Source organism: Streptomyces sp. NPDC091280, assembly GCF_044768565.1.
Lineage (GTDB): Bacteria > Actinomycetota > Actinomycetes > Streptomycetales > Streptomycetaceae > Streptomyces.
On the sequence record NZ_JBIVUZ010000016.1, the window covers coordinates 48775 to 71295 of the forward strand.

Consider the following 22521-nt stretch of genomic DNA (forward strand, 5'->3'; position numbering starts at 1 on the left):
CGGATTCCCGTCCGGACCGCGGGCGAGCATCTGCCGCTATCCGGCAGGCGCCTCCAACCTGCTGATGCGCACCGCCCCTTGGGCCACCCCCGGGCGGCTGCTCGTCAGGGTCAGCCGCAGCCGGGAGCCGCGCACGGCGTCGAACGTGACGATGGTCGGGCTGTCCGAAGCCGTGGCCCAGTCGACGGCCGCCCCCGCGACCGGCACCCACGTGTCGCCGTCCCCCACCGCGACCGCCACGGCCGAGGGCAGACTGTGCGTCGCGTCCACGGTGAACGACACCTCCACCCGGTCGAAGGACCGCCTCCTCCCCCAGTCCACCGACACCCAGTCCCGCTCGCGGGCGCCGCTGAACGCGGGCAGCAGCGCCGTGGCCGACTTGGCGAAGGCGTTGGACCAGCCGGTGGCCGGGTCGCCGTCGAGCACGGCGGCGGGGAGGGTGTCGGGGCGGCCCGAGTAACTGGCGTCCGCGGCCGGGTAGTCCGGGGGCGCCGGGTGCTCGGCCGCGAAGTGCGGCGCCGGTGTCTCGGCCACGTCCCGGGCGGCCGTCGTACGGACGGTCACCGTGCCGGTCCGCAGTCCGTCCGCGCGAGCCGTCACTTTCAGGGCGCCCGCCCGCGTCCCGGACCGCACGATCGCGAGTGCCTTGCCGTGGAAGGCCGTTCGGGTGCTCGCCTGATAGCGCTCGGCGCTCTCCTCCCGCCCGTTGTCCAGCCCGGCCAGGGAGCCGCCCGCCACCTCGAAGGCGATCAGGTCCTCGGCGTCCGGCAGCACGACACCGTGGGCGTCGACCACCTCGGCGGTCACGAACACCAGTGAACGGCCGTCCGCCGCGAGGGACTTGCGATCGGCCGTCAGGCGCACGGCGTGTCCGGCGCCCGCCGTGCGCAGCACGTCGGAGGCGACCGGCTTCCCGCCGCTGCTCGCGACCGCCTTCAACTCGCCCGGCGCGTACGGCACTTTCCAGGTCAGGTGGAGTTTGCCCGCGCTGCCGTTCGGGCTGGTGTAACTGCCCGGGTAGGGGCCGGTGGTGAAGGTCTTGTCGTCGCCGGTGGCCTCGGTGGTCTCCAGGTAGGTGCGGCCGTCGGTGGTCTTCTTGGTGTCGAACGTCCTTGTCCCGAGGGACGTTCCGTTGAGGAACAGCTCGACGGTGTCGACGTTGGCGTAGGCCCAGACCTCGACCGTGTCGTCCGGCTCGTGGTTCCAGGTCATCGGCACCAGATGGACCATCGGTTCGGCGACCCACTGGCTGCGGAAGAGGTGGTACATGTCCTTCGGGAAGCCCGCCGTGTCGACCGCGCCGAAGAAGGACGCCTTGACCGGGAAGACGTCGTACGGCGTGGGCTCGCCGATGTAGTCGATCCCGGACCACAGGAACTGGCCCGCGAACCACTTCCGGTCGCGGTCCTTCTTGTGTCCGTACTCGCCGCTCATCGTCCAGGAGGCGAGGTTGTTGTCGTAGGAGGAGGTGTCGCGTCTGCCGGGGGTGTGGTTCTCGCCGGTGTTGAGGTGTTCCGGTTCCTGGTAGGCGCCGCGGGTCGAGGTCTCCGAGGAGGACTCCGACTCGAAGAGGAACAGGTCCGGATAGGCCGCGTGCAGGGCGTCGACCGACTTGGCGGTGTTGTAGTTGAGGCCGAGTCCGTCGAGCTTGGCGAGCATGAGGTCGGCGGCGGAGCCCTTGGCGGGGACGCCGTGGTACTTGTTCGAGCCGATGACCACCGGGCGGGTGTCGTCCGCCGCCCTGATCGCGCCGATGACGCGGTCGGCCATGGCGAGTCCGGCGGTGGAGGTGGAGTCGGGGATCTCGTTGCCGATGGACCACAGCACCACGGCGGGCGAGTTGCGGGCGGCCAGGACCATCTCGGTGGCGTCCGCCTCGCACCAGTCGTCGAAGAACCGGTGGTAGTCGTAGGTCGTCTTGCCGGTGTGCCAGCAGTCGAAGGCCTCGACCATCATCACGATGCCCAACTCCTCGCAGACCTCGATGATTTGGGGCGAGGGCGGGTTGTGGGAGGTGCGGAAGGCGTTGACGCCCATCGACTTCATGATGGTCAGCTGTCTGCGCACGGCGTCGAGGCTGATCGCGGAGCCGAGGGCGCCCTGGTCGTGGTGGAGGTCGACTCCCTTGATCTTGGTGTGGGTTCCGTTGAGGAAGAAGCCCTCGTCGGGGTCGAAGCGGTAGTCACGGATGCCGAAGGTCGTGCGGTGGGTGTCGACGGGTCGGCCGCCCACGCGCAGTTCGGTCTCCAGGGTGTAGCGGTGGTCCGGGGTCCCGATGTCCCACAACTTGGGCTTGGAGACGGCGAGTTCATGGGTCTCGGTGCCGCGCTCGGCGACGGTGGCCGTGGAGCCGGTGCGGGCCACCGTACGGCCTCCGGGGTCGACGATCCGCGACCTGACCTCGACCTCGCTCGCGGCCCCCGACTCGTTGAGCACGGACGTCCGCACCCGTACGACGGCCCGCTCGGCGGTGATGTCCGGGGTCGTGACGTACGTTCCCCAGCGTTCGACGTGCACCGGTTCGGTGATCACGAGCCGGGCCTCGCGGTAGATGCCGCTGCCCGAGTACCAGCGGCTGCTGGGCAGTCGGTTCTGGACCTTGACGGCGAGGACGTTCCGCGTGCTGCCGTCGGTGTGCGCCAGGTCGGTGAGGTCGAGGGCGAACCCCGTGTAGCCGTAGGGGTGTCGACCGACCTGCGTGCCGTTGAAGTAGACGTAGGAGTCCATGTAGACGCCGTCGAACTCGACCGAGATCCGGCTGCCCGCGAGGGCCGGCGGCAGGGTGAAGGCGATGCGGTACCAGCCCAGGCCGCCCGGGAAGAAGCCGGTGCCGCTGGTGGTGCCGTTCGCCGTGGTGGGGGTCTGCTCGATGCTCCAGTCGTGCGGGACCGCGACCTCGCGCCAGGCCGAGTCGTCGTAGTCGGGTGCGGCGGCGTCCGCGTAGGCGCCGGTCGGGTCGGTGATCCCGCCCGCGTCGACCAGCGCGAAGCGCCAGCCGTCGCGCAGGGCGACGGTGTGGCGGCCGGTCGTGCCCGCCGTGGCCGCGGCGGCACGGGCGGCCGGGGCGGCCAGGAGCGAGACGGCCGTCGGCGCGGCCGTGGAAGCGATCAAAACCGATCTGCGAGTGACCGTCATGGCGGCTCTCCCTCATCAGGAACCAGAAGTACTCACAACTGATCGTGACCAAACAGATTCTGACGGAGTGCCACACCGGGGCGTCAAGGGGGCGGGAGCGGCCAACGCTCCGGAGCGCCGCTTCGACCGGATTTCCCCCTTGACGGGCGAACTCCCCGGGCCTGGGGGTTCTCGTCCGCACGGGACCGTGACGCACTAGGCTGGAACACAAGTGGCGTGGTTGTTCACTGTGAGTGCGCGCGATGGAGTGGCGACGATGAGTCCGGTCTACCCGTTCGACGAAGCCGCGACGGCGCGGGTCGTCATCGACGATGCCGGAACCCTGGTGGAGTGGAACGAGGGGGCGCAGCGGCTCCTCGGCCACTCCGCGACCGAGGTCGTGGGCCGCCCGGCCGTGCGGCTGCTGGCCGGTGGCACCGGGGCCCTCCCGGTCCCCGCCGGTGCCCGCTGGGACGGCACGGTCACGCTGCGGCACCGGGACGGCCGGGCCGTACCGGTGTGGCTGCTGGCCCACCACCGGCACCCCCGGGAGGGCGGGCCGGGCGACTGGCTCGTCGTGACCCCGCTGGAGGGCGGCGGCCCGCCCGCCGCCGAGGACCCGCTCGCCACCGCCGCGCTGACCCAGTCGCCGTGCGCCATCGCCGTCTACGACGAGCGGCTGCGGCTGAGCCGGGTCAACGACGCGATGGCCGAGGTCATCGGGCTGCCCGAGGAGCGCATCCAGGGCCTGCGGATCACCGAGATCGGCGGCAAGACGCAGAGCGCGGACCTGGAGCGGTACATGCTGGGCGTGCTCACCTCCGGCACCGCCCAGGACTTCCAGATCTACATGCGCACCGGCGGCGAGGACGCCGCGCACGCCTGGCTGGCCCGGATGGCGCCGATCACCGACGCCCATGGACGGGTGCGGGGCGTGTGTCTGGCCGCGCACGACTTCACCGAGAACTACCTCGCGCGCGAGCGGCTCCAGCTCGTCAACGAGGCGAGCGTCCGCATCGGCACCACCCTCGACGTCACCCGTACGGCCCAGGAGCTCGCGGATGTCTGCGTGCCGGCCCTGGCGGACTTCGTCAGCATCGACCTGCTGGACCCGCAGGAGCACGGCGGTGAGCTGCCGACGGCGATCTCCGCGCCGGTGCGGCTGCGCCGGGCCGCGCACGCCTCGGTGCAGCAGGGCAGCCCCGAGGCGGTCGCCAAGCCGGGCCAGTCGGACCTGTACCCGGCCCAGTCCCCGCAGGCCGACGCGCTGGTCGCGGGCCGCACCCTGGTCGCCTCGGACCGGGCCCTGGAGCGCTGGCTGTCCTGGGACAGGACCCGCACCCGGCGCGTCCAGGAGTACGGCATCCACTCCTCGATGGCGGTCCCGATCCAGGCGCGCGGGGTCACGCTCGGCGTGGCGGTGCTGACCCGGTACCGGCGCATCGACCCGTTCGCCGAGGACGACGTGCTGCTGGCCGAGGAGGTCACCGCCCGCGCCGCCGTCTGCATCGACAACGCCCGCCGCTTCTCCCGCGAACGGGAGACCGCGCTCGCCCTCCAGCGCAGCCTGCTCCCCCGCAAACTGCCGCGCACCGCCGCCCTGGAGGCCGCCTCGCGCTATCTGCCGGCGGCGCGTGCCGGGGTCGGCGGCGACTGGTTCGACGTGATCCCGCTGTCCGGGATGCGGGTCGCGATGGTCGTCGGCGACGTCGTCGGCCACGGCATCCAGGCCTCCGCCACCATGGGCCGGCTGCGGACGGCCGTGCGCACCCTCGCCGACATCGACCTGGCCCCGGACGAGCTGCTGACCCACCTCGACGACCTGGTCGTACGGCTCTCCGCGGAGGCCGGCGGCGAGGGCAGCCCGGGCGAGGTCGGCGCGACCTGCCTGTACGCGGTGTACGACCCGGTGTCCCGGCGCTGCACGCTGGCCCGGGCCGGACACCCGCCGCCGATCGTGATCCGGCCCGGCGGCCCGCCCGAGCACATCGACCTGCCCGCCGGACCACCGCTCGGCCTGGGCGGACTGCCCTTCGAGTCGGCCGAGTTCGAGCTGCCCGAGGGCACCGTGCTGGCGCTGTACACGGACGGACTGATCGAGAACCGCGACCGGGACCTCGACCTCGGCCACCGGCTGCTGTTCGACGCGCTGTACGCCCCCTCGGACTCCCTGGACGAGACCTGCGACCGGATCCTGCACGCCGTGCTCCCGCCGGGCGGTGCCGCCGACGACGTGGCCCTGCTGCTGGCCCGCACCCAGGGGCTGCCCGCCGAGCAGGTCGCCACCTGGGACATCCCGGCCGACCCGGCGCTGGTCGCCCCGATCCGCAAGCAGGTCGTCGAGCAGCTCGACGCCTGGAACATGAGCGAGGCCGGGTTCACCGCCGAGCTGGTGGTCAGCGAGCTGGTCACCAACGCCATCCGCTACGGCGCGCACCCCATCCGGCTCCGGCTCATCCATGACGCGGCCACGCTGATCTGCGAGGTCTCCGACACCAACCACACGGCCCCGCACCTGCGCCGCGCCAAGACCTGGGACGAGGGCGGACGCGGACTGCTGCTGGTCGCCCAGCTCACCCAGCGCTGGGGCAGCAGGCACACCGCCGACGGCAAGACGATCTGGGCGGAGCTGTCCCTGTTCGACGAGGGCTGAGGCCTTCGACGGGGGACCAGGGCCAGGCCGTCAGGACAGGTCGGTCAGCCAGGGTCGGACCTGGCGGCGGGCCTCGTGCAGCCGGGACTTGAGCGTGCCGAGCGGGATGCCGAGGCGGTCGGCGATCTCGGCGTACTCCAGCTTGCAGATGTCCCGGTACACCAGCGGCTCGACCAGGTGCGGGGACTCCCGCTCAAGGCGCTCGATCGCCTCCAGGAGGTCGATCTTCGAACCGGCGATCACGCTCGTGGTGCGCGGGTCGACGTGCTGGGACACGTCGATCACGGCCGGCTGCTCGGCGGCCCGCCGCTTCAGCTCGCGGTACTTCTGCCGGGCGCCGTTGGCGACGACGGTGTAGAGCCAGGTGCTGAAGAGGCTGCGGCCCTCGAACGTGCCGATCTTCCGGGCCACTTGCAGCAGGACGTCCTGCGCGGCCTCCTCGGCGTCCTCGCGGCACGGCAGGAAGCGTCCGCACCGCCGTACCACGTCGGGCTGGATGGTCCTGAGCAGCGCGTCGAGTGCGGCCGGGTCACCGGCCGCCGCGCGCCGGGCCAGCTCCTCGGTCGGCGCCGTGTCCTGCACTGGGTCCACTCCTCCGTCTCGATCTCCGAGCAGGCATGATAGTCCCATGCACCACGTCGAACAGATCGGCCGCTACCGCCTTGAACGCCGCCTGGGCAGCGGCGCGTTCGGCACGGTCTGGCTCGCGCACGACGACGAGCTCGAAGCCCCGGTCGCGGTCAAGGTCCTCGCCGACAACTGGGCGCACCGCATGGACATCCACGAGCGCTTCCTCGCCGAGGCCCGGCTGCTGCGCAGGGCCGGTTCGAACCGGGTGGTGCAGGTCTACGACATCGGTGAACTGCCGGACGGGCGGCCGTACTTCGTGATGGAGTACGCCGACGCGGGCACCTACGCCGAACTGCTGGCCGCGGGGCCGCTGCCCGTGCCCGAGATGCTGCGGCTGACCGCGCTGGCCGCCCGGGGCGCCGCCGCGCTGCACGAGGCGGGCATCGTGCACCGGGACATCAAGCCGAGCAATGTGCTGCTGCGCACCGCCCCGGACGGCACCGCGCGGGTCCTGCTGGCCGACCTGGGCCTGGCGAAGAGCCTGGCCCAGGCCTCGGGTCTGACCCTGGCGGCGGGTTCGGCGGGCTACCAGCCGCCGGAGCAGGCGCGGCCCGGTTCGGGCATCGACGAGCGCGCCGACGTGTACAGCCTGGGCGCGCTGGGCTACGAGCTGGTCACCGGCACGGTTCCGGGGGCGCCCGGTCAGGTCGTACGGCCGGACCGGCTGCGGCCGGATCTCTCCCCCGAGGTTCAGCGGGCGCTGCTGCGGGCGCTGGAGCCGGACCGGGAGCGGCGCTGGCCGAGTGCGCGGGCGTTCGCGCAGGAGCTGGAGCGGCTGGCCGCCGAGGCCGCGCCGGTGGGCAAGGCGCGCGGGCGGCACCGGGGGGTCGCGCTGCTGACGGGGCTGTTCGTCGTGGTGGCCGTCGGCACCGCCGTCGCGGTGCTCAACCTGCACGCGCCGTCCGGGAGTTCGGACCTGACGGTCAAGGACGGCACCGGGCGGATCACGGCCGAGGTGCCGGGCTCGTGGGGCCGTCAGCTGCGTGTCGCGGGCTGGAACCCGCACGCGATCGGGCTGAGCGCCGGACAGGAACCGGGGCTGGCCGTCGCCGACGACCTGGCGAAGTGGCCGGACCTCACGGCGGCCGTGAACGGCGTGTTCATCGGCCTCAGCGAGCACGGCAGCGTCGCGGCCGAGGTGGACGGCATCACGCACACGAGCTGCCACTACGACGGCAGCCGCGCCTACTCCAGCGCCACCTGGCGCGGCACGATCCGTACCTGGAGCGACTGCCCGGGCGACACCGGCACCCTCTCGGAGACCGCGCTGCGTCCGGTGGGCGGCGCGGCCCAGCCCCAGGTGTACGTCCAGATACGGCAGCACGGCGGTGACGCGACCTCGCGCATACTCCGCTCGCTCCGGGTCACCTGAGCACCGTCGTAAGAAATGTCGTCGATCCCGCGAACCTTTCGGTGCGTACCCGCATCGGACCCCTGTGACAGCGCGTGCGGCGCTGAGGGGTGAACCACCAGGAGTGTTGAAGATGGCGAACACGTCCCAGTCCACGCGCCGGGCGGCCCTGCTCGTGAGCGCGGTCGCCGTCCTGGGCCTGACGACGACGGCCTGCGGCGGCGGGAGCGGCACGGCGAGCGGCCCGCAGACCCAGTCGGGTACGGCGGCGCCGGTCGGCGGCGACGCCTCGGCGGACGGGTCGGGCACGCCGGTCGGCTCGTCGAGCGGCTCCGGCACCGCCACCGGTTCGAGCCCGGCCGCCGCCTCGTCGGGTTCCGCCACGTCCACCCCGTCCGGCTCCGGCTCCGCTTCCGGCGACAGCGCCCGGTGCCACACCTCCGAGCTGAAGGCCTCGGTGGGCGGCAACGACCCGGGCGCCGGGCAGGAGAACTTCCCGATCGTCCTGACCAATTCCTCGGGGCGCACGTGCACGGTGCGCGGCTATCCCGGTGCCGCGTTCGTGAACGCGTCCGGCACCCAGCTGGGCCCCGACCCCGTGCGCGAGACGAGCGGCGGCACCGGCGGCGCGGTCACGCTGAAGCCGGGGCAGAGCGCCTGGGCGGGGCTGACGTTCTCCAACCCGGAGATCAGCGGTGCGAAGACGGCGACCCCGACCACGCTGGTGGTGACCCCGCCCGACGAGAAGGCCTCGCTGGACGTGAAGTGGACGGGCGGCGCGGTGCCCGTGTCGGGCAACTCGTCCTCGGTGCGGCTGACCGTGTTCAGCGCGGGTACGGGCGCCTGAGCGCGGCCCGCGCGGCCCGGCCTGGTTACATGGGGCGCGCACCACTGCACGCGTCCCGGAGGACCGACCCCTGAACACCCCGCTCGCCGAAACCCTGTCCGTCGTCCTGCTCGTCGCTGTCCTCGTGTGGGCCGTCGTCCGGCCCTTCGGGTGGCCGGAGGCGGTGATGGCGGTGCCCGCCGCCGGGATCGCGGTGGCCACCGGGGCGATCTCGCTCGACCACGCGCGCGCGGAGGCCGAGCGGCTGGGCCCGGTGGTCGGGTTCCTGGCCGCGGTGCTGGTGCTCGCCCACTTCTGCGATGTGGAGGGCCTGTTCCGGGCCTGCGGGGCGTGGATGGCCGAGTGGGCGAAGGGCAGTCCGAGCCGGCTGCTGACGGCGGTGTTCGCGCTGGCCTCCGCGATCACGGCCGTACTGAGCCTGGACGCCACGATCGTGCTGCTGACGCCGGTCGTGTTCGCGACGGCGTCCCGGATGGGGGTGCGCCCCAAGCCGCACGTCTACGCCTGCACGCATCTGTCGAACACGGCCTCGCTGCTGCTGCCGGTCTCCAATCTGACGAACCTCCTCGCGTTCGCGGCGAGCGGTCTGAGCTTCACCCGGTTCGCCGGGCTGATGGCGCTGCCCTGGCTGGTCGCGATCGGCGCCGAGTACCTGGTGTTCCGGCGGTTCTTCGCCCGCGACCTGGCCGCGGCGGCGCCCTCGCCGGCCGTCGGCGAGGCTCCCGAGCTGCCGGTGTTCGCGCTGGCGACCGTGGCCTGCACCCTCGCCGGGTTCGTGCTGACCTCGGCGATCGGCGTCGATCCGGCGTGGGCCGCGTTCGCGGGGGCGCTCGTCATGGCCGGCCGGGGACTCCTGCGGCGGCAGGCGACACCGCTGGCGGTCGTGCGGGCCGCCGCGCCGTCCTTCCTGGCGTTCGTGCTGGCGCTCGGGATCGTGGTGCGCGCGGTGGTGGACAACGGGCTCTCCGCCGCGCTCGGCCATGTGCTGCCCGGCGGGACCGGGATCGCGGCCCTGCTCGGGATCGCCGCGCTGGCCGCCGTACTGGCGAATCTCATCAACAATCTGCCGGCCGTGCTGGTCCTGCTGCCGCTGACCGCGCAGTCCGGGCCGGGGGCCGTGCTCGCCGTGCTGCTCGGGGTGAACATCGGGCCGAACCTGACCTACGCCGGGTCGCTGGCGACGCTGCTGTGGCGGCGGATCGTGCATCAGCACGAACACGGCGTGGATCTCAAGGAGTTCACGAAGCTGGGGCTGCTCGCCGTGCCGTCGGCGCTGGTCCCCGCGACGGTGGCACTGTGGGTGTCGCTCCAGGTTCTCTGACACCGAGGGAGACCGAATGCGTGTGATCGCCTGGCTGGTCGAGGGCACCTGGCCGGCCTGTGTGGACGCCGTACGGACGCATGCGCCGGAGGATGCCGACGTCGTGCTGCTGCATGTCAGCGGGCCCGATGTGCCGGGTCTGGCGCACGGGGCGTTCGCCGGGCTGCTCGGGCGGGGTGGTCCGGGGCGTGATCCCGGGACCCGTCTTGAGGATCTGGGCAGTACCTCGGCGGCGGAGCTGCTGGACGCGGCGGCCGAGCGGCTGGGCCGTCCGTGCGAGCGCGTGGAGCGGGCCGGACGGGTCGAGCGGGAGGTGGTGGCCGCCGCCGGGGACGCCGATCTGCTGGTGCTGGCCCGCGACGGCGACCGGGCCCGGCTCGGCCCGCACAGTCTGGGGCCCGCCGTCCGGTTCGCCGTCGATCACGCGCCCTGTCCGGTGCTGCTGGTGTGGCCGGAGGCGGCGCCGGGCATCTCGACCCTGCCGCCGCCACCGCCGCACCCTCCGCGCTGAAGGTCAGCGGCCGGACCAGCCGCCGCCGTAGCCGTAGCCGCCGCCGTACCCGCCGCCCCAGCCGCCGCCCCAGCCGCTCTGGCCGCCGCCCGAGCAGTAGCTGGGGTAGTAGTCGCAGTAGCTTGAGCTCGGCGAGGACGTCGTCGGCGTGGACGCCGGGGTCGACGCGCTCGGCGTGGGGGTGGGGGTGGCCTTGGGGGTCGGCGTGGGCGTCGGGGTCGCCTTCTTGGTGGTGGCGGTCGGCGCGTCGCTGCTGTCGGTGTCCCAGTTGACGACCTGCATCTGCGGGTCGGCCTTGGACGTGTCGAAGACCCAGCGCTGTGCCGTGCCGTCCGCCCGCGTCTTCAGCACGAGCGCGCCGCCGCCGTCCGTGGAGGCGGGGGTCAGTGCCTGGTCCTGGTTCCAGCGCGGGACGAGGATGCCCTGCAAGGTGAAGTCGTAGCGGATGTTCTTGCCGGTCGCCGAGGACGCGCTCGTGCAGGGCGCGAGCTGCACCTCGTAGGCGAGGTGCGAGTCGAGGCACAGTCCGGGGTCGGCGGTGCTGCGCAGCTGCCCGTCCGTCTCGTACGACCACTGCTGGCCGGCCGCCGACGAGCAGGTCTGCAGTTCGGCCTCGGCGCCCTTGACCATCTTGTTGCCCTCGATGCCGATGCACAGGCCCGAGTCCACGTTGTGCAGCCGGCCGCTGAGGGTGCCCTGCGTGGTGTCGTTGGCGCCGACCCAGGAGGGGTTGGCGGACTCCTTGCCGGTGCCGGAGGCGCCGGTGGCCTGGTTCCCCGTGGTGCTCTTGGCACCGCCCGAGCCGCCCGCGGACCACAGGACGAGCGGGAGGACGACCAGTCCGCTGACGGTCAGTACGGCCGCGGTGAGGTTGCGGCGGCGGACCCGGCGGGCCGCCTTGTGGGCCGTTCTGAGTTCGCCGCGGCGCGGTCCGGGGCGCAGGGCGAGTTCGGTCGAGGCGGACGACACCTCGGCGGGCAGGTTGCGGCTGCCGGCCCTGACCTCCAGATAGGCGCGGGCGCCCCAGCCGAGCACCGCTTCGGCGAGTGCCACGCCGAGTCCGGCGTTGAACTGGTTGAGCTGGTCGGCGGTGTACCGGCAGTGCTTGCAGACCGTGAGGTGCATGCCGAGGTCCGGGTCGACCTCGGCGCCGCCGCGCCGGAAGGTGACGTCCAGCAGCCGTATGTAGAGCTGGCACTCGTCGTCGTGGGCGAGTTCGCGGTGGACCTGGAGGCATTCCTCGCGCAACCGGACGACGGCGCGGCCGAGTTCGATGCGGGCGCCCTCCTCGTCGAGGCCGACGAGTCCGGCGGCCGTCGCGGTCGGCTCGGACTCGACCTCAAGGTGCCACAGCAGGGTGCGCGCGGTGTGCGGCAGCCGCTGGAACGCCCGGGAGAGCAGCCGCCGTTCGGGCACCGGGAGCAGCCGGGCCGCGACGCGGTCGCCGTCACCGGCCACCGAGCGCAGGTCGGGGTGGAGCATTTCCTGGCGGCGGTCGGTGTCCCATTCCGCGGCGATACGGCGGACGGTGACCAGTACCTGGGGCCGCCAGGCGGCGGTCGGTCCGGACTGCCGCAGGGATTCACCGAAGAGCCGGGTGAAAGCGGCCGTGGTGAGCATTCCGGCGTGATGCGGCCCGTCGGTGCACAGCCCCGCATAGGCGAAGGCGGCTTCCCAGTGCCGGTCCAGCAGTTCGCCGACCGGTTGCAGCGCTGGTGTCGTCCCCGTCCACTTCTTCAGCTCGGCGCTGAGCTGCTCGTCGGTCACTTCGAAGTGGTGAGCGGAAGTCGGGGAATTCGAGGGACCTGGGTCCGTCACGGCTGCATTCCTCCAGGTGAAACACGGAATTGGTCCATACCGGCGGGTATGCGACTGTGCCGACGAGCCGACAGGGTCCGCCCGCCCGATTGACGGCAACTCCAACATCCGCCTGGGGCAGCTCTTTTGAAGCAAGGGGGGTGGCGTACGGGAGCGGCCTCGTGCGCGCAGAGGGGGAATCATTCTGCTGTCCGCACGCCGACAGGCACACCTTTGCACAGGTCAGCGAGACGGAACAAGGTCTCCCTCCGTTTTGTGCATTGCGTTCCGGGACCATTCATTTGACGATTCGTCAATGCGGTCCGTTACGGGATTGCCATCGTATCCGCACGGGAAATCCAAAAACCATTGACCGGTGGCCGCCCGGCGCCAACGCCGCTCCGGGCGCCGGGACCGCCTTTTCTCCCGTCTTCCCAGGTCATGTTCGAGCGGCCGGGCTCCCGGCCGGACGGGACACTGCCGCCACGGGAGTTGACACCTGCCACTCCCCCACCGATGGGGAGTTCATGACCAACCAATAGGCGGGCGCCCGGCCTCCTGAGAGTGTGGTGGTGACACCACACCGAGGAGGTCCCGCATGACAGCCACGGACATCGGCGCGTTCGAGGAGGACGGGTTCACGGTCGCGCGCGGATTGTTCAGTTACGACGAAATCGACCGGCTCTGCGCCCGGTTCACGGCACTGCACGCGGCGGGCCCGGTGCCCGGCCACTTCGCGCCACGCCCCGGCGACGACCCGCTGCTCGCCCACCCGAGGGTGATGCACCCGCACGAGATCGACGACCTCGCGCTGCGCGTCCTGCTGGATCCGCGGCTGCGGGACGTCCTGGAGGCCCTGTTCGGCGAGGAGGTGCTGGCCGCGCAGAGCATGTTCTATTTCAAGCCGCCGGGGGCGCGGGGCCAGGCGCTGCACCAGGACAACTTCTATCTGCGGGCCGAGCCGGGCACCTGTGTGGCCGCGTGGATCGCCTGCGACGAGATCGACCGGGAGAACGGCGGCCTGGAGGTCGTGCCCGGCACGCATCGCATGGACGTGTTCTGTCCGGAGGAGGCGGATCCCGGGGTGTCGTTCGCGCGCGAGTACGTTCCCCCGCCGCCCGGGCTGTCGGCGGTACCGGTCGACATGGCGCCGGGGGACGTGCTGTTCTTCAACGGCAGCCTGGTGCACGGCTCGCAGCCCAATCGCAGCGCGGACCGCTTCCGCCGTTCCTTCATCGGGCACTATGTGGGCCGCTCGGCCGACCGCATCGGGACGTTCTACCGCACGATCGCGATGAGCGGCGAACGGGTGCCGCTGGCCGAGAGCGCCGGCGCGGGCCCGTGCGGCACGGAGTTCGCACCGCCCGGTCCGCACTGACGTCCCACATCAACTAGGCCTACGACAGCCTTTGTTGACGATACGTCAGGAGTGGCCGCTGATCGCGTGCGGGGTGTAGGGCTGCTCCAGTTCCTCGATCTCCTTGTCGCTCAGCTCCAGTTCGACGGCGGCGACGGCGTCCTCGATGTGCCGCGGCCTGGCCGCGCCGACGATCGGTGCGGCCACCGTGCCCTGGGCCAGCAGCCAGGCGAGGGCGACCTGGGCGCGCGGGACGCCCCGGTCGGCGGCGATCCGGGTGACCGCCTCGACGATCGTCCGGTCGCCGTCCTGGTAGAGGCGGTTGCCGAAGTTGTCGTTGCTGCTGCGCTCGGTGGTGGTGCCCCAGTCCCGGGTGAGGCGGCCCCGCGCCAGCGGGCTCCACGGCAGCACGCCGACGCCCTGGTCCGCGCAGAGCGGCAGCATCTCGCGCTCCTCCTCGCGGTAGAGGAGGTTGTAGTGGTTCTGCATGGACACGAACTTGGTCCAGCCGTGCCGCTCCGCGATGTGCTGGTGCTTGGCGAACTGCCAGGCGAACATCGAACTCGCCCCGATGTAACGGACCTTGCCCGCCTTCACCAGGTCGTGCAGCGCCTCCATGGTCTCCTCGACGGGAGTGTGCGGGTCGGCGCGGTGGATCTGGTAGAGGTCCACGTAGTCGGTGCCGAGGCGTTCGAGGCTGTGGTCGATCTCCGCCATGATCGCCTTGCGGGAGAGCCCGGCGCCGTTGGGTCCCGGGTGCGTCCGGCCGTGCACCTTGGTGGCGAGCACGACCTCGTCGCGGCGGGCGAAGTCGCGCAGCGCCCGGCCGGTGATCTCCTCGCTGGTGCCGTCCGAGTAGACGTTGGCGGTGTCGAAGAAGTTGATCCCGGCCTCCAGCGCCTGCCGGATCAGCGGGCGCGACGCCTCGTCGTCGAGGGTCCACTCGTGGGTGCCGCGGTCCGGGAGTCCGTAGGTCATGCAGCCCAGCGAGATCCGCGAGACGTCCAGGCCGGTCGAACCGAGCTTCACGTACTGCATCGTTGCTGCTCCTGCCGTCGAGTTCGGTACCGCTCTGGAGCGTACGACTTCGTCGGGGCGGGGCGGCGGGCGGCGCCGGACGGCGTCCGGCGTTGGTGTGACCGGCCCCGGCCGCCCGGCGTGGGAGCGGTCGGGCCGTGCGCGGGGGCACGCATCCTCGGTGCGGACGATCCGGCACCCGGCCGGTCGTCGCCGTACGGGAGGAACGCGGTGCCGAGAGCTTGGACCAGACTGAGGATCCTGCTGGGGGCGGCCGTGCTGCCGCTGGCCCTGATGTCGCCCGCGTGGGGTGACACGGACCCGGTGCCGCCCGCGCCCGAGCCGCCGTCGACGCTGTGCGCGCCCGCGGGCACCCTGCACGGGCCGCGCGGGGCGCATGCCGTGATCGGTCTCTGCGCGGGCAGCGGCACGCCGACCATGGCGGTGTCGGCGCCCGCGACCTGCCGGCGGCTCCGGTCGACCGTCCAGTACGCGTGCCGCACCTCGGGCACCTGGACCGCGCGGCGCGGCGGCGAGATCGTCGCGTCGGGCACGCTGCCCGGCTCGGGGCAGTATCCGGGGCCGGGGACGTACGACTTCACGGCCACCGTACGCGTCCGCTCGCTGCCCGAGGGAGTGGATGTGCAGGGCACGGTCCGCGCGTCGCTCACACTGACCGCGCCCAGGCCGAGGGCGACGCACGGCATCACGGTCGACCGGAGCACGCTGCGGCCGGACTCCGTGACGACGCTGACGTACACGGTCGAACGGCACAGTGCCGAGGGCGACGGCAGCGCGCGGTTCGGGCTCATCGCGGAGGAGGGCACGGGGGCCGAACTGACCACGAGCGACGCCCGTTGCGTCAATCCGCTGATCGGCCGCCATCCCGCGCAGGACCGGCTCCCGCACGCCCTGGACTGCGCGCTGACCGACCTCCAGCCGGGGCACCCGGACACCGTGGTGGTCCGGGTCGCCCTCAAGTCCCGCTGTTCCACGGTGGTTTCGAAGCTGGGGTACTGGATGCCGCAGGGCCAGACGCTCTACACCGGGGGCATGCTGGCCGGACCCACGGTGACCTGCTCCTAGGTCTGTTCCTGTTCCTGTTCCTGATCCCGTTCCTGGAGCAGGTCCAGCGCCTTCGTCCAGCCGAACTCCGGCCGCCCGCCGTCCTCCTGGGCCGCGCCGGAGTACGGCTCCCCGAAGCGGACGCCCATCTCGCGCAACCTGGCCGTGCTCGCCCGGTAGGCGGGGTGGGCGGCCAACGCGTCGCCCACACAAGGGAGTACGACGGTCGGGACACCGAGGCCGTAGGCCTCGCAGAGGGTACCGAGGGCGAGGGTGTCCGCCGTTCCGGACGCCCATTTGTTGATCGTGTTGAAGGTGGCGGGCGCCACGATCACGGCGTCCGGGGGCGGAAAGGGGCGCGGATCCCCGGGAGTTCGCCACGCCGAGCGGATCGGGCGGCCGGTCCGCGCCTCGACGGCGGCCGTGTCGAAGAACCCGCCCATCGCGACCGGGGTCGCGAACACCCCGACCTCCCAGCCCCGTTCCTGCGCGGCGGCGATCAGCCTGCCGACGTCCACGGCGACACCGGCGGCGCAGACGACGACGTAGAGGAAGGGTTTCGAGTCCTGTGCGGTCATCCGGGGAGCTTAGGACTAGTGCAGCGGGAAGGTGTCCTCGCGCTCGGCCTCGGGGCGGGTTCCGAAGATGCGGCGGTCGCTCTCCTCGATGGCCACGTCGTTGATGCTCGCCTCGCGCCGGGTCATCAGGCCGTGCTCGTCGAACTCCCAGAGTTCGTTGCCGTACGACCGCCACCACTGCCCGTCGGCGTCCCGGCACTCGTACTGGAAGCGGACCGCGATGCGGTTGCCGTCGTAGGCCCAGAGGTCCTTGCGCAGGGCGTACTCGTGCTCGCGCTCCCACTTGGCGGTGAGGAAGGCGACGATCTCGGCGCGGCCGGTGACAAAGGTGTCCCGGTTGCGCCAGACGGAGTCCTCCGAGTAGGCGAGCGCGACGCGTTCCGGGTCGCGGGTGTTCCAGGCGTTCTCGGCGGCCAGCACCTTCTGCGCTGCGGTCTCGCGGGTGAAGGGCGGGAGGGGCGGGCGGTCGGCCATGGTCGTCTCCAGAGGGGGAACGAGAGCGAGAACGTGCGTTCTCCGGACGACTGCTAACGTAGAGAACGGTCGTTCTCAGGTCAAGGAGGAGTTCTTCGATGGACAGCGCGGTCGCCCGGGAGCAGGCGTTGGACGCCGCCGAGGAACTGTTCTACGGCCGGGGTGTGCAGGCCGTCGGGATGGACGCCGTGCGCACCGCTTCGGGGCTCTCACTCAAGCGGCTCTACCAACTCTTCCCCGCGAAGGACCAGTTGGTGGAGGCGTATCTCGAACGCCGTGACCTGCGCTGGCGTGCACGCCTCGCCGAGCACGTCGAACGGCACGAAGATCCACGGGAGCGGATTCCGGCCGTCTTCGACTGGCTGGAGGAGTGGTTCGGCGAGGCCGGCTTCCGCGGCTGCGCGTGGATCAACTCCTACGGCGAACTGGGCGCGAGCTCGGAGCGGGTGGTGGCCCAAGTCCGCGCGCACAAAGGGGCGTTCCGCGACTATCTGGCCGGTCTCGTGGCGGACGCGCACCTGCCCGCCGCACTGGCCGGGCAGGTGTTCCTGCTCGCCGAGGGGGCCATGGTCACAGCGGGCATCACCGGCGACGCGGAGCCCGCGGCGGAGGCGCGCGAGGCGGTCCGGACACTGCTGCGGGCCTGCTGAGGTCAGACGGCGGCGAGGGTCGTGAGCGTGGCGCGGGCCCGGTCGAGAGAGTCCGCCGCCACATGCTCAAGGCCCGCCAGGCGGGGCATCACGTCGACCCGGGTCAGCTCGGCGGCGACGAGGTGCAGATGCTCCGGCGGTACGCCCAGGTTGCCGAAGTAGGCCTTCAGATAAGGCGTTTGGAAGTCGAGGTGCCCGCGCGGGGTGCCGGGGCCGTAACCGCCGCCGCGGGCCATGACCACGACCACCCGGGTGTCCCGCAGCAGGCTCTCGCCGGTGTCCGGATCGGTGAGCGCGCCGGGGAAGGTGACGCGGTCGATCCACGCCTTCAGGCTCGCGGGGACGGAGAGGTTGTACATCGGGACGCCGAGCAACAGGGTGTCGGCGGCGAGGAGTTCGGAGATGTACGGGCGGGTCAGGTCCCACTCGCGCCGCTCGGCGGCGGTCTCGATCAGGGCGGGGACCTTCGCCGGCGGAACGAAGCCCTCGCGTTCCACGCGGCGGCCGAGGGTGGTGTAGGCGGGGGTGATCGGCGGCACCGGTTCGGCGGACAGGTCGCGGTGCCGGTGGTCCGCCGCGCCGTGGGCCCGTACGAAGGTCTCGGTGAGTCGCCTGGTCACGGAGTCGGCGGTCGAATCGGCGCTGGAGTCGATGTGCAGCAGCATGACGTGGTCACCTCGGTCGGTTCGGATGCGTCACAGGGGTGACGGAGCACGACGAGGAAAGGTGACCCATGCACGGGCACGACGAACTGGCCGAGCGGTTCGAGGCGGAGCGCGGACGGCTGCGGGCCGTCGCCTACCGCATGCTGGGCTCGCTCGGCGAGGCGGACGACGCGGTCCAGGAGGCCTGGCTGCGACTGAGCCGCGCGGGCGGCGACGGCATCGACAACCTGCCCGCCTGGCTGACGACGGTCGTCTCCCGCATCTGCCTCGACATGCTGCGCGCCCGCGCGTCCCGCCGGGAGGACCCCTACGGCGACCGGCCGCCCGAGCCCAGTACCGGTGAACTGCCCGAGGACGAGGCCGTGCTCGCCGACTCGGTGGGGCTCGCGCTGCTGGTGGTGCTGGACGCGCTGGGGCCGGCCGAGCGGGTCGCGTTCGTGCTGCACGATCTGTTCGCGGTGCCGTTCGACCGGATCGCGGCGGTGCTGGACCGTTCACTGCCCGCCGCGAAGAAGCTCGCCAGCCGGGCCCGGCACAAGGTGCGGGGCACGCCCGTGGTGCCGGGCGCGGAACTGGACCGGCACCGGGAGGTCGTCGGGGCCTTCCTCGCCGCCGCGCGGGGCGGTGACCTCGGCGCGCTGCTCGACGTGCTGGCCCCGGACGTGGTCCGGCACGCCGAACCGGCCGCGCTGCCGCCCGGCGTCCCGGCCGAGCTGCGCGGGGCCCGCGCGGTCGCCGAGGGGACGGTGCTGCTGCGCGCCCGGACCCGGTTCGCCGCGCTCGCCCTCGTCGACGGGGACGCGGGCATCGTGGTCGCCCCGGGCGGACGACTGCTGCTCGCGCTTCGCGTGAGCGTCGAGGGCGGGCGGGTCACGGCGTACGAGGTGATCGCGGACCGGGAGCGGCTGCGGGGTGTGGAAGTGGCCGTACTGGGGACGGCGGGCTGACCGGCCCGGACGGGAAGCTCCGGCCGGGCCGCACGGGAAGCTCCGGCGGGCCCCACGGGAAACCCCGGTCGGCCCGCCCGGTCGACCCGCCGAGTCGGCCCGCCGGGTCAGCCGGTCACCGTGATCGCGGTGACCGGGCAGGCGCGGGCCGCCTCGCGGAGCATCGGGTCGTCGGCGCCGTCCTCCTTGCCGGGCAGCACCGTGCTGTAGCCGTCGTCGTCCTGGGTGAACACGCCCGGGGCGGCCAGGGCGCACTGGCCCGCCCCGATGCAGAGGTCCTTGTCGATGTGGATTTCGGTGTTTTCGGTGTGCATGGAGCGCAGCCTCTTACCAGGTCACGGGGAGTTCCAGCATCCCCTGGATCGTGTCGCCCGGTTTGAAGGGGATCTCCTCCGCCGGTGCGGCCAGGCGCAGCGTGGGCAGCCGGTCGAAGAGGCTGCGCAGGGCGATCTCCAGTTCGGCGCGGGCCAGGTTCTGGCCGAGGCACTGGTGGATGCCGAAGCCGAACGCGATGTGGTGGCGGGTGGGGCGGTGCCAGTCCAGGGCGTCCGGGGCGGGGTAGACGGCCTCGTCGCGGTTGACGACCGAGGTCGAGAAGAGCACGCCTTCGCCGGCCCGGATGGTCACGCCGTCCACCTCGATGTCCTCGACGGCCAGCCGCATCAGGCCGTCCGCGATCGACAGCATCCGCATCAGTTCCTCGACCACGTCCGGCAACAACCGTGGATCGGCGCGGAGTTCGGCCAGCCGCTCGGGGTGGCGCAGCAGTGTGAAGGTGCCGAGGGAGATCATGTTGGCGGTCGTCTCGTGCCCCGCGACCAGGAGGATGAGCCCGAGCGATACCAACTCGGCCCGGTCCAGGGCGCCTTCGTGCAACTGCTCCCGGATCAGGTCGTCCAGCAGTCCGTCGCCCGGTTCCCGCTGCTTGCGGTCGATCAACTCGCCCAGGTACTGGTCGAGTTGGGCGCGCGCGTCCCGGGTCTCCTCGGCCCCGGGTCCGCGCAGCAGCCGTCGGGACTGCGCCTCGAAGAACTCGTGGTCGGCGTACGGGACGCCGAGCAGCGCGCAGATCACCATCGAGGGCACGGGCAGCGCGAACGCGGGCACCAGGTCGACGGGCCCGCCCCGGGCGGTCATCGCGTCGAGCCGTTCGTCGACGATCCGCTGGATGTCGGGCCGCATCGCCGTGGCGCGTTTGACGGTGAATCCGGGGATCATCATGCGGCGCTGGGTGCGGTGCTTGGGGTCGTCGACGCCGACCAGGGCCGCCGTCCGCTCCCGGAACGCCGCGAAGCGCGGGGTGGTGGCGGGGAAGCCGGGGCGGGTGCGGTCGGAGGACAGGCGCTGGTCGGCGAGGAGCGCGCGGGCGACGGCGTGACCGGTGACCAGCCAGGCCGGGCTGCCGTCGTAGAGGGTGACGCGGCTCAGCGGACGGTCGGCGCGGAGGGGGTCGTAACCGGATGGCGGGTGGTACGGGCAGGTGCGGCTCTGGGGGAAGGCGACGGGTTCGGTCGGGACGGTCGGGTCGGTCGGAGTTGTCAGATCCGTCAGATCCGTCATGGAAGACCTCGCAGACGAAGAAGTGCGTCGTGCCGATCTTCATTAGATGCCCGAGGCACCTATAGGGCCACCTCAAGTTCGGCCAGATCGGTGGTCCCTACAATCTGGCTGAACCCGACGGTCCGGTTCGTCCGGTCCCGCGATCACCGCGCACCCGGTCCGCCGCTGAAGGCACGGGCCGCGGCGAGGCTGTCCGCGTGCGTGTGACACCGGACGATCGCCCTCCCCCGGCCGCCGGGCCGCCGGGCGAACCTGGCGCGATCCGGCCGCCCGACGGACCTGCGGGCCAGCCGGATCTCGCCGAGATCGCGCGTGTCCTGGTCGACGGCGTGTTTTCCCCGGCGTCGTCCGATGGAGGGGGCGTGGCCGAAGAGAGTCGCGGTGCGGATGAATCGGGCGGCGGCTGGTGTTGAATCACGGTGCGAGACAGCCGTAGAACGCGAGATGGGACGGATGCCATGCCTCTTGAGGGCGAGTACGAACCCAGCCCGAGCCAGTGGGTGCGCGACCAGGTGGAGCTGTACGAGAGCTCCGGTGGCACCAAGGGGACGACGTTGATGGACACGGGCCTGCCCGTCATCCTGCTGACGACCGTGGGCGCCAAGAGCGGGAAGATCCGGAAGACCCCGCTGATGCGGGTCGAGCACGACGGGCAGTACGCCGTGGTCGCCTCGCAGGGCGGCGCGCCCAAGCACCCGGTCTGGTACTTCAACATCCAGGCCGACCCCCGGGTGGAGCTTCAGGACGGCCCGCAGAAGTGGGACCTGACCGCCCGCGAGGTCACCGGCGACGAGAAGGCCGAGTGGTGGGAGCGGGCGGTCGCCGCGTATCCCCCCTACGCCGAGTACCAGACGAAGACGGACCGGCAGATCCCCGTCTTCGTCCTCGAACCGGCCGACGAGAGCTGACGCCGGGAGCGGTTCCGCGTCCGCCGGGAAGTTTCCCGTCCCGAGGCGCATGAACGGGTGCCCGCCGGGCACCCGACGTTCAGGCCCCGCCGCGCTCCCCCGTCGCGGCGGGGCTTTCCGCTGCCTCCCGCACCACCCGGCAGGTGATCGTCGAGGCTGTCGGCCACCGAGTGCCACGTGGACGGTGACGCGGGTCCCGAGGGTGGTGGTCACACCCTCTACCGGAGCCCCGGTTTCGATGACACCGTCGGGGTGCCGACCGGCACGTGCGCAGAAGGAGACACTCGTGGCCAAGACCAAGAAGAAGAAACTCCCCCTCGTCTACCAGCCCGTCGGCCTGGTCCTGGGCATGGTCAGCGGCGCCCTCGCGGGCCGTGCCTTCCGTGCCGCGTGGAAGGCGATCCGGCACGAGGAGGACGCTCCCGACCCGCTGGACCGCAACCGCGGCTGGGGCGAGATCCTGTTCGCCGCCGCGCTCCAGGGCGCCCTGTTCGCGGTGGCCCGCAGCGCGGCGGACCGGACCGGCGCGAAGGCCATCGAGCGTTCCACCGGTGTCTGGCCGGCGAAGGACAAGGGCGGCCGGGAGTAGGGGTGTTCGGGAGTAGGGGTGTCGAGGCGCCGGATGCCGAGGAGGCTCAGGCCTGTTCAGGCGTCGGGCGCAGGGTGAAGGAGTGGCCGGCCGGGTCCGCGTACACGCGCTCCTCGTAGGGGCCCGGCATGTCCTTGGTCTCCAGCGCCCGTCCGCCGAGGCCGATGATCCTGCGCTCCGCCTCGTCCAGGTCCTCCACCAGGAAGTCCAGATGGACCTGCTGGTTGTTCTCGGCGCGGGGCCAGCTCGGCGGGATGGCGCCGGCGTCGCGACGGAAGGCCAGCCGGGTGCCGTCGGCGCCCCGGATCTCCACCTGGTCGAGCGAGATGTCCGTCTGTTCGCCGTCGAGCAACTCCGTGTAGAACACGGCGAGTTTCTCCGGCTCGACCGCGTCGAGCACCACGAAGCTTGCGTTGACGAGTGGCATGGTTCCTCCGAGAGTCCGGGCGCGCAAGCGTCGGGTCCGGTTGCGGCGCACCCAACGGGT

The 22521-nt window shown here is 72.2% G+C and carries 21 protein-coding genes; 11 read left to right on the forward strand and 10 right to left on the reverse strand.

Translation table 11 applies throughout. The annotated features are described in order from the left end of the window. Nucleotides 1-36 precede the first annotated feature (36 nt). Nucleotides 37-3135 (reverse strand): glycoside hydrolase family 2 TIM barrel-domain containing protein, encoded by a 3099-nt coding sequence (locus ACIQPR_RS39505; protein WP_403659054.1) that lies wholly within the window; start codon nucleotides 3133-3135, stop codon nucleotides 37-39. A 256-nt stretch (nucleotides 3136-3391) separates the two neighbouring features. On the opposite strand from ACIQPR_RS39505, the gene ACIQPR_RS39510 reads away from it, so the two are divergent. Further along, the gene (locus tag ACIQPR_RS39510; protein ID WP_403659057.1) at nucleotides 3392-5767 is read left to right on the forward strand and encodes a SpoIIE family protein phosphatase; all 2376 of its coding nucleotides are present in this window, start codon (nucleotides 3392-3394) and stop codon (nucleotides 5765-5767) included. Between the two features lie 30 nt (nucleotides 5768-5797). Here the strand turns inward: ACIQPR_RS39510 and ACIQPR_RS39515 are convergent, their stop codons facing one another. After that, the gene (locus ACIQPR_RS39515) at nucleotides 5798-6349 is read right to left on the reverse strand and encodes an RNA polymerase sigma factor (protein WP_403659060.1); all 552 of its coding nucleotides are present in this window, start codon (nucleotides 6347-6349) and stop codon (nucleotides 5798-5800) included. Nucleotides 6350-6395: 46 nt separating this feature from the next. Here ACIQPR_RS39515 and ACIQPR_RS39520 point away from each other — a divergent pair, with 46 nt between their 5' ends. The 4 genes from ACIQPR_RS39520 (at nucleotide 6396) to ACIQPR_RS39535 (ending at nucleotide 10427) form a co-directional block, all read left to right on the forward strand. Next, nucleotides 6396-7769 (forward strand): serine/threonine-protein kinase, encoded by a 1374-nt coding sequence (locus ACIQPR_RS39520; protein WP_403659063.1) that lies wholly within the window; start codon nucleotides 6396-6398, stop codon nucleotides 7767-7769. Nucleotides 7770-7881: 112 nt separating this feature from the next. Further along, a complete protein-coding gene (locus ACIQPR_RS39525) occupies nucleotides 7882-8595 on the forward strand; it encodes a DUF4232 domain-containing protein (protein ID WP_403659066.1) in 714 nt (237 codons plus the stop codon). 70 nt (nucleotides 8596-8665) lie between these two features. Further along, complete coding sequence (locus ACIQPR_RS39530; RefSeq protein ID WP_403659663.1) at nucleotides 8666-9916, forward strand: arsenic transporter; 1251 nt, start codon at nucleotides 8666-8668, stop codon at nucleotides 9914-9916. Nucleotides 9917-9932: 16 nt separating this feature from the next. After that, on the forward strand, nucleotides 9933-10427 hold the full coding sequence (locus ACIQPR_RS39535; protein WP_403659069.1) for a universal stress protein: 495 nt from the start codon (nucleotides 9933-9935) through the stop codon (nucleotides 10425-10427). A gap of 3 nt (nucleotides 10428-10430) precedes the next feature. Here the strand turns inward: ACIQPR_RS39535 and ACIQPR_RS39540 are convergent, their stop codons facing one another. Then, the gene (locus ACIQPR_RS39540) at nucleotides 10431-12245 is read right to left on the reverse strand and encodes a ricin-type beta-trefoil lectin domain protein (protein ID WP_403659072.1); all 1815 of its coding nucleotides are present in this window, start codon (nucleotides 12243-12245) and stop codon (nucleotides 10431-10433) included. Between the two features lie 577 nt (nucleotides 12246-12822). On the opposite strand from ACIQPR_RS39540, the gene ACIQPR_RS39545 reads away from it, so the two are divergent. After that, on the forward strand, nucleotides 12823-13602 hold the full coding sequence (locus ACIQPR_RS39545; RefSeq protein ID WP_403659075.1) for a phytanoyl-CoA dioxygenase family protein: 780 nt from the start codon (nucleotides 12823-12825) through the stop codon (nucleotides 13600-13602). 45 nt (nucleotides 13603-13647) lie between these two features. Here ACIQPR_RS39545 and ACIQPR_RS39550 read toward each other — a convergent pair whose 3' ends face one another. Then, nucleotides 13648-14619, reverse strand: a complete 972-nt coding sequence (locus ACIQPR_RS39550) for an aldo/keto reductase (RefSeq protein ID WP_403659078.1) — start codon at nucleotides 14617-14619, stop codon at nucleotides 13648-13650. A 210-nt stretch (nucleotides 14620-14829) separates the two neighbouring features. Between ACIQPR_RS39550 and ACIQPR_RS39555 the strand changes: the two genes are divergently transcribed. Further along, nucleotides 14830-15684, forward strand: a complete 855-nt coding sequence (locus ACIQPR_RS39555) for a hypothetical protein (RefSeq protein ID WP_403659081.1) — start codon at nucleotides 14830-14832, stop codon at nucleotides 15682-15684. Here the strand turns inward: ACIQPR_RS39555 and ACIQPR_RS39560 are convergent. Then, nucleotides 15681-16241, reverse strand: a complete 561-nt coding sequence (locus ACIQPR_RS39560; RefSeq protein WP_403659084.1) for a flavoprotein — start codon at nucleotides 16239-16241, stop codon at nucleotides 15681-15683. The genes ACIQPR_RS39555 and ACIQPR_RS39560 overlap by 4 nt on opposite strands. 15 nt (nucleotides 16242-16256) lie before the next feature. Next, nucleotides 16257-16715 carry a nuclear transport factor 2 family protein gene (locus ACIQPR_RS39565; protein ID WP_403659087.1) on the reverse strand — a complete coding sequence of 153 codons (459 nt, stop codon included), beginning with the start codon at nucleotides 16713-16715 and terminating at the stop codon, nucleotides 16257-16259. 98 nt (nucleotides 16716-16813) lie between these two features. Here ACIQPR_RS39565 and ACIQPR_RS39570 point away from each other — a divergent pair, with 98 nt between their 5' ends. Then, complete coding sequence (locus ACIQPR_RS39570; RefSeq protein ID WP_403659090.1) at nucleotides 16814-17365, forward strand: TetR/AcrR family transcriptional regulator; 552 nt, start codon at nucleotides 16814-16816, stop codon at nucleotides 17363-17365. Between the two features lie 2 nt (nucleotides 17366-17367). On the opposite strand, the gene ACIQPR_RS39575 is transcribed toward ACIQPR_RS39570, so the two are convergent. Continuing rightward, complete coding sequence (locus ACIQPR_RS39575) at nucleotides 17368-18030, reverse strand: FMN-dependent NADH-azoreductase (protein WP_403659093.1); 663 nt, start codon at nucleotides 18028-18030, stop codon at nucleotides 17368-17370. A 68-nt stretch (nucleotides 18031-18098) separates the two neighbouring features. On the opposite strand from ACIQPR_RS39575, the gene ACIQPR_RS39580 reads away from it, so the two are divergent. Next, on the forward strand, nucleotides 18099-18977 hold the full coding sequence (locus ACIQPR_RS39580) for a sigma-70 family RNA polymerase sigma factor (protein WP_403659096.1): 879 nt from the start codon (nucleotides 18099-18101) through the stop codon (nucleotides 18975-18977). A gap of 107 nt (nucleotides 18978-19084) precedes the next feature. On the opposite strand, the gene ACIQPR_RS39585 is transcribed toward ACIQPR_RS39580, so the two are convergent. Together ACIQPR_RS39585 and ACIQPR_RS39590 are read right to left on the reverse strand one after the other, a co-directional pair. Beyond that, nucleotides 19085-19291 carry a ferredoxin gene (locus ACIQPR_RS39585; protein WP_403659099.1) on the reverse strand — a complete coding sequence of 69 codons (207 nt, stop codon included), beginning with the start codon at nucleotides 19289-19291 and terminating at the stop codon, nucleotides 19085-19087. A 13-nt stretch (nucleotides 19292-19304) separates the two neighbouring features. After that, on the reverse strand, nucleotides 19305-20537 hold the full coding sequence (locus tag ACIQPR_RS39590; protein ID WP_403659102.1) for a cytochrome P450: 1233 nt from the start codon (nucleotides 20535-20537) through the stop codon (nucleotides 19305-19307). Between the two features lie 458 nt (nucleotides 20538-20995). On the opposite strand from ACIQPR_RS39590, the gene ACIQPR_RS39595 reads away from it, so the two are divergent. Both ACIQPR_RS39595 and ACIQPR_RS39600 read left to right on the forward strand, forming a co-directional pair. Next, nucleotides 20996-21445, forward strand: a complete 450-nt coding sequence (locus ACIQPR_RS39595; protein ID WP_403659105.1) for a nitroreductase family deazaflavin-dependent oxidoreductase — start codon at nucleotides 20996-20998, stop codon at nucleotides 21443-21445. 286 nt (nucleotides 21446-21731) lie between these two features. Next, nucleotides 21732-22034 carry a DUF4235 domain-containing protein gene (locus ACIQPR_RS39600; RefSeq protein WP_403659108.1) on the forward strand — a complete coding sequence of 101 codons (303 nt, stop codon included), beginning with the start codon at nucleotides 21732-21734 and terminating at the stop codon, nucleotides 22032-22034. Nucleotides 22035-22080: 46 nt separating this feature from the next. On the opposite strand, the gene ACIQPR_RS39605 is transcribed toward ACIQPR_RS39600, so the two are convergent. Beyond that, on the reverse strand, nucleotides 22081-22461 hold the full coding sequence (locus tag ACIQPR_RS39605; RefSeq protein WP_403659111.1) for a VOC family protein: 381 nt from the start codon (nucleotides 22459-22461) through the stop codon (nucleotides 22081-22083). Nucleotides 22462-22521: the final 60 nt, after the last annotated feature.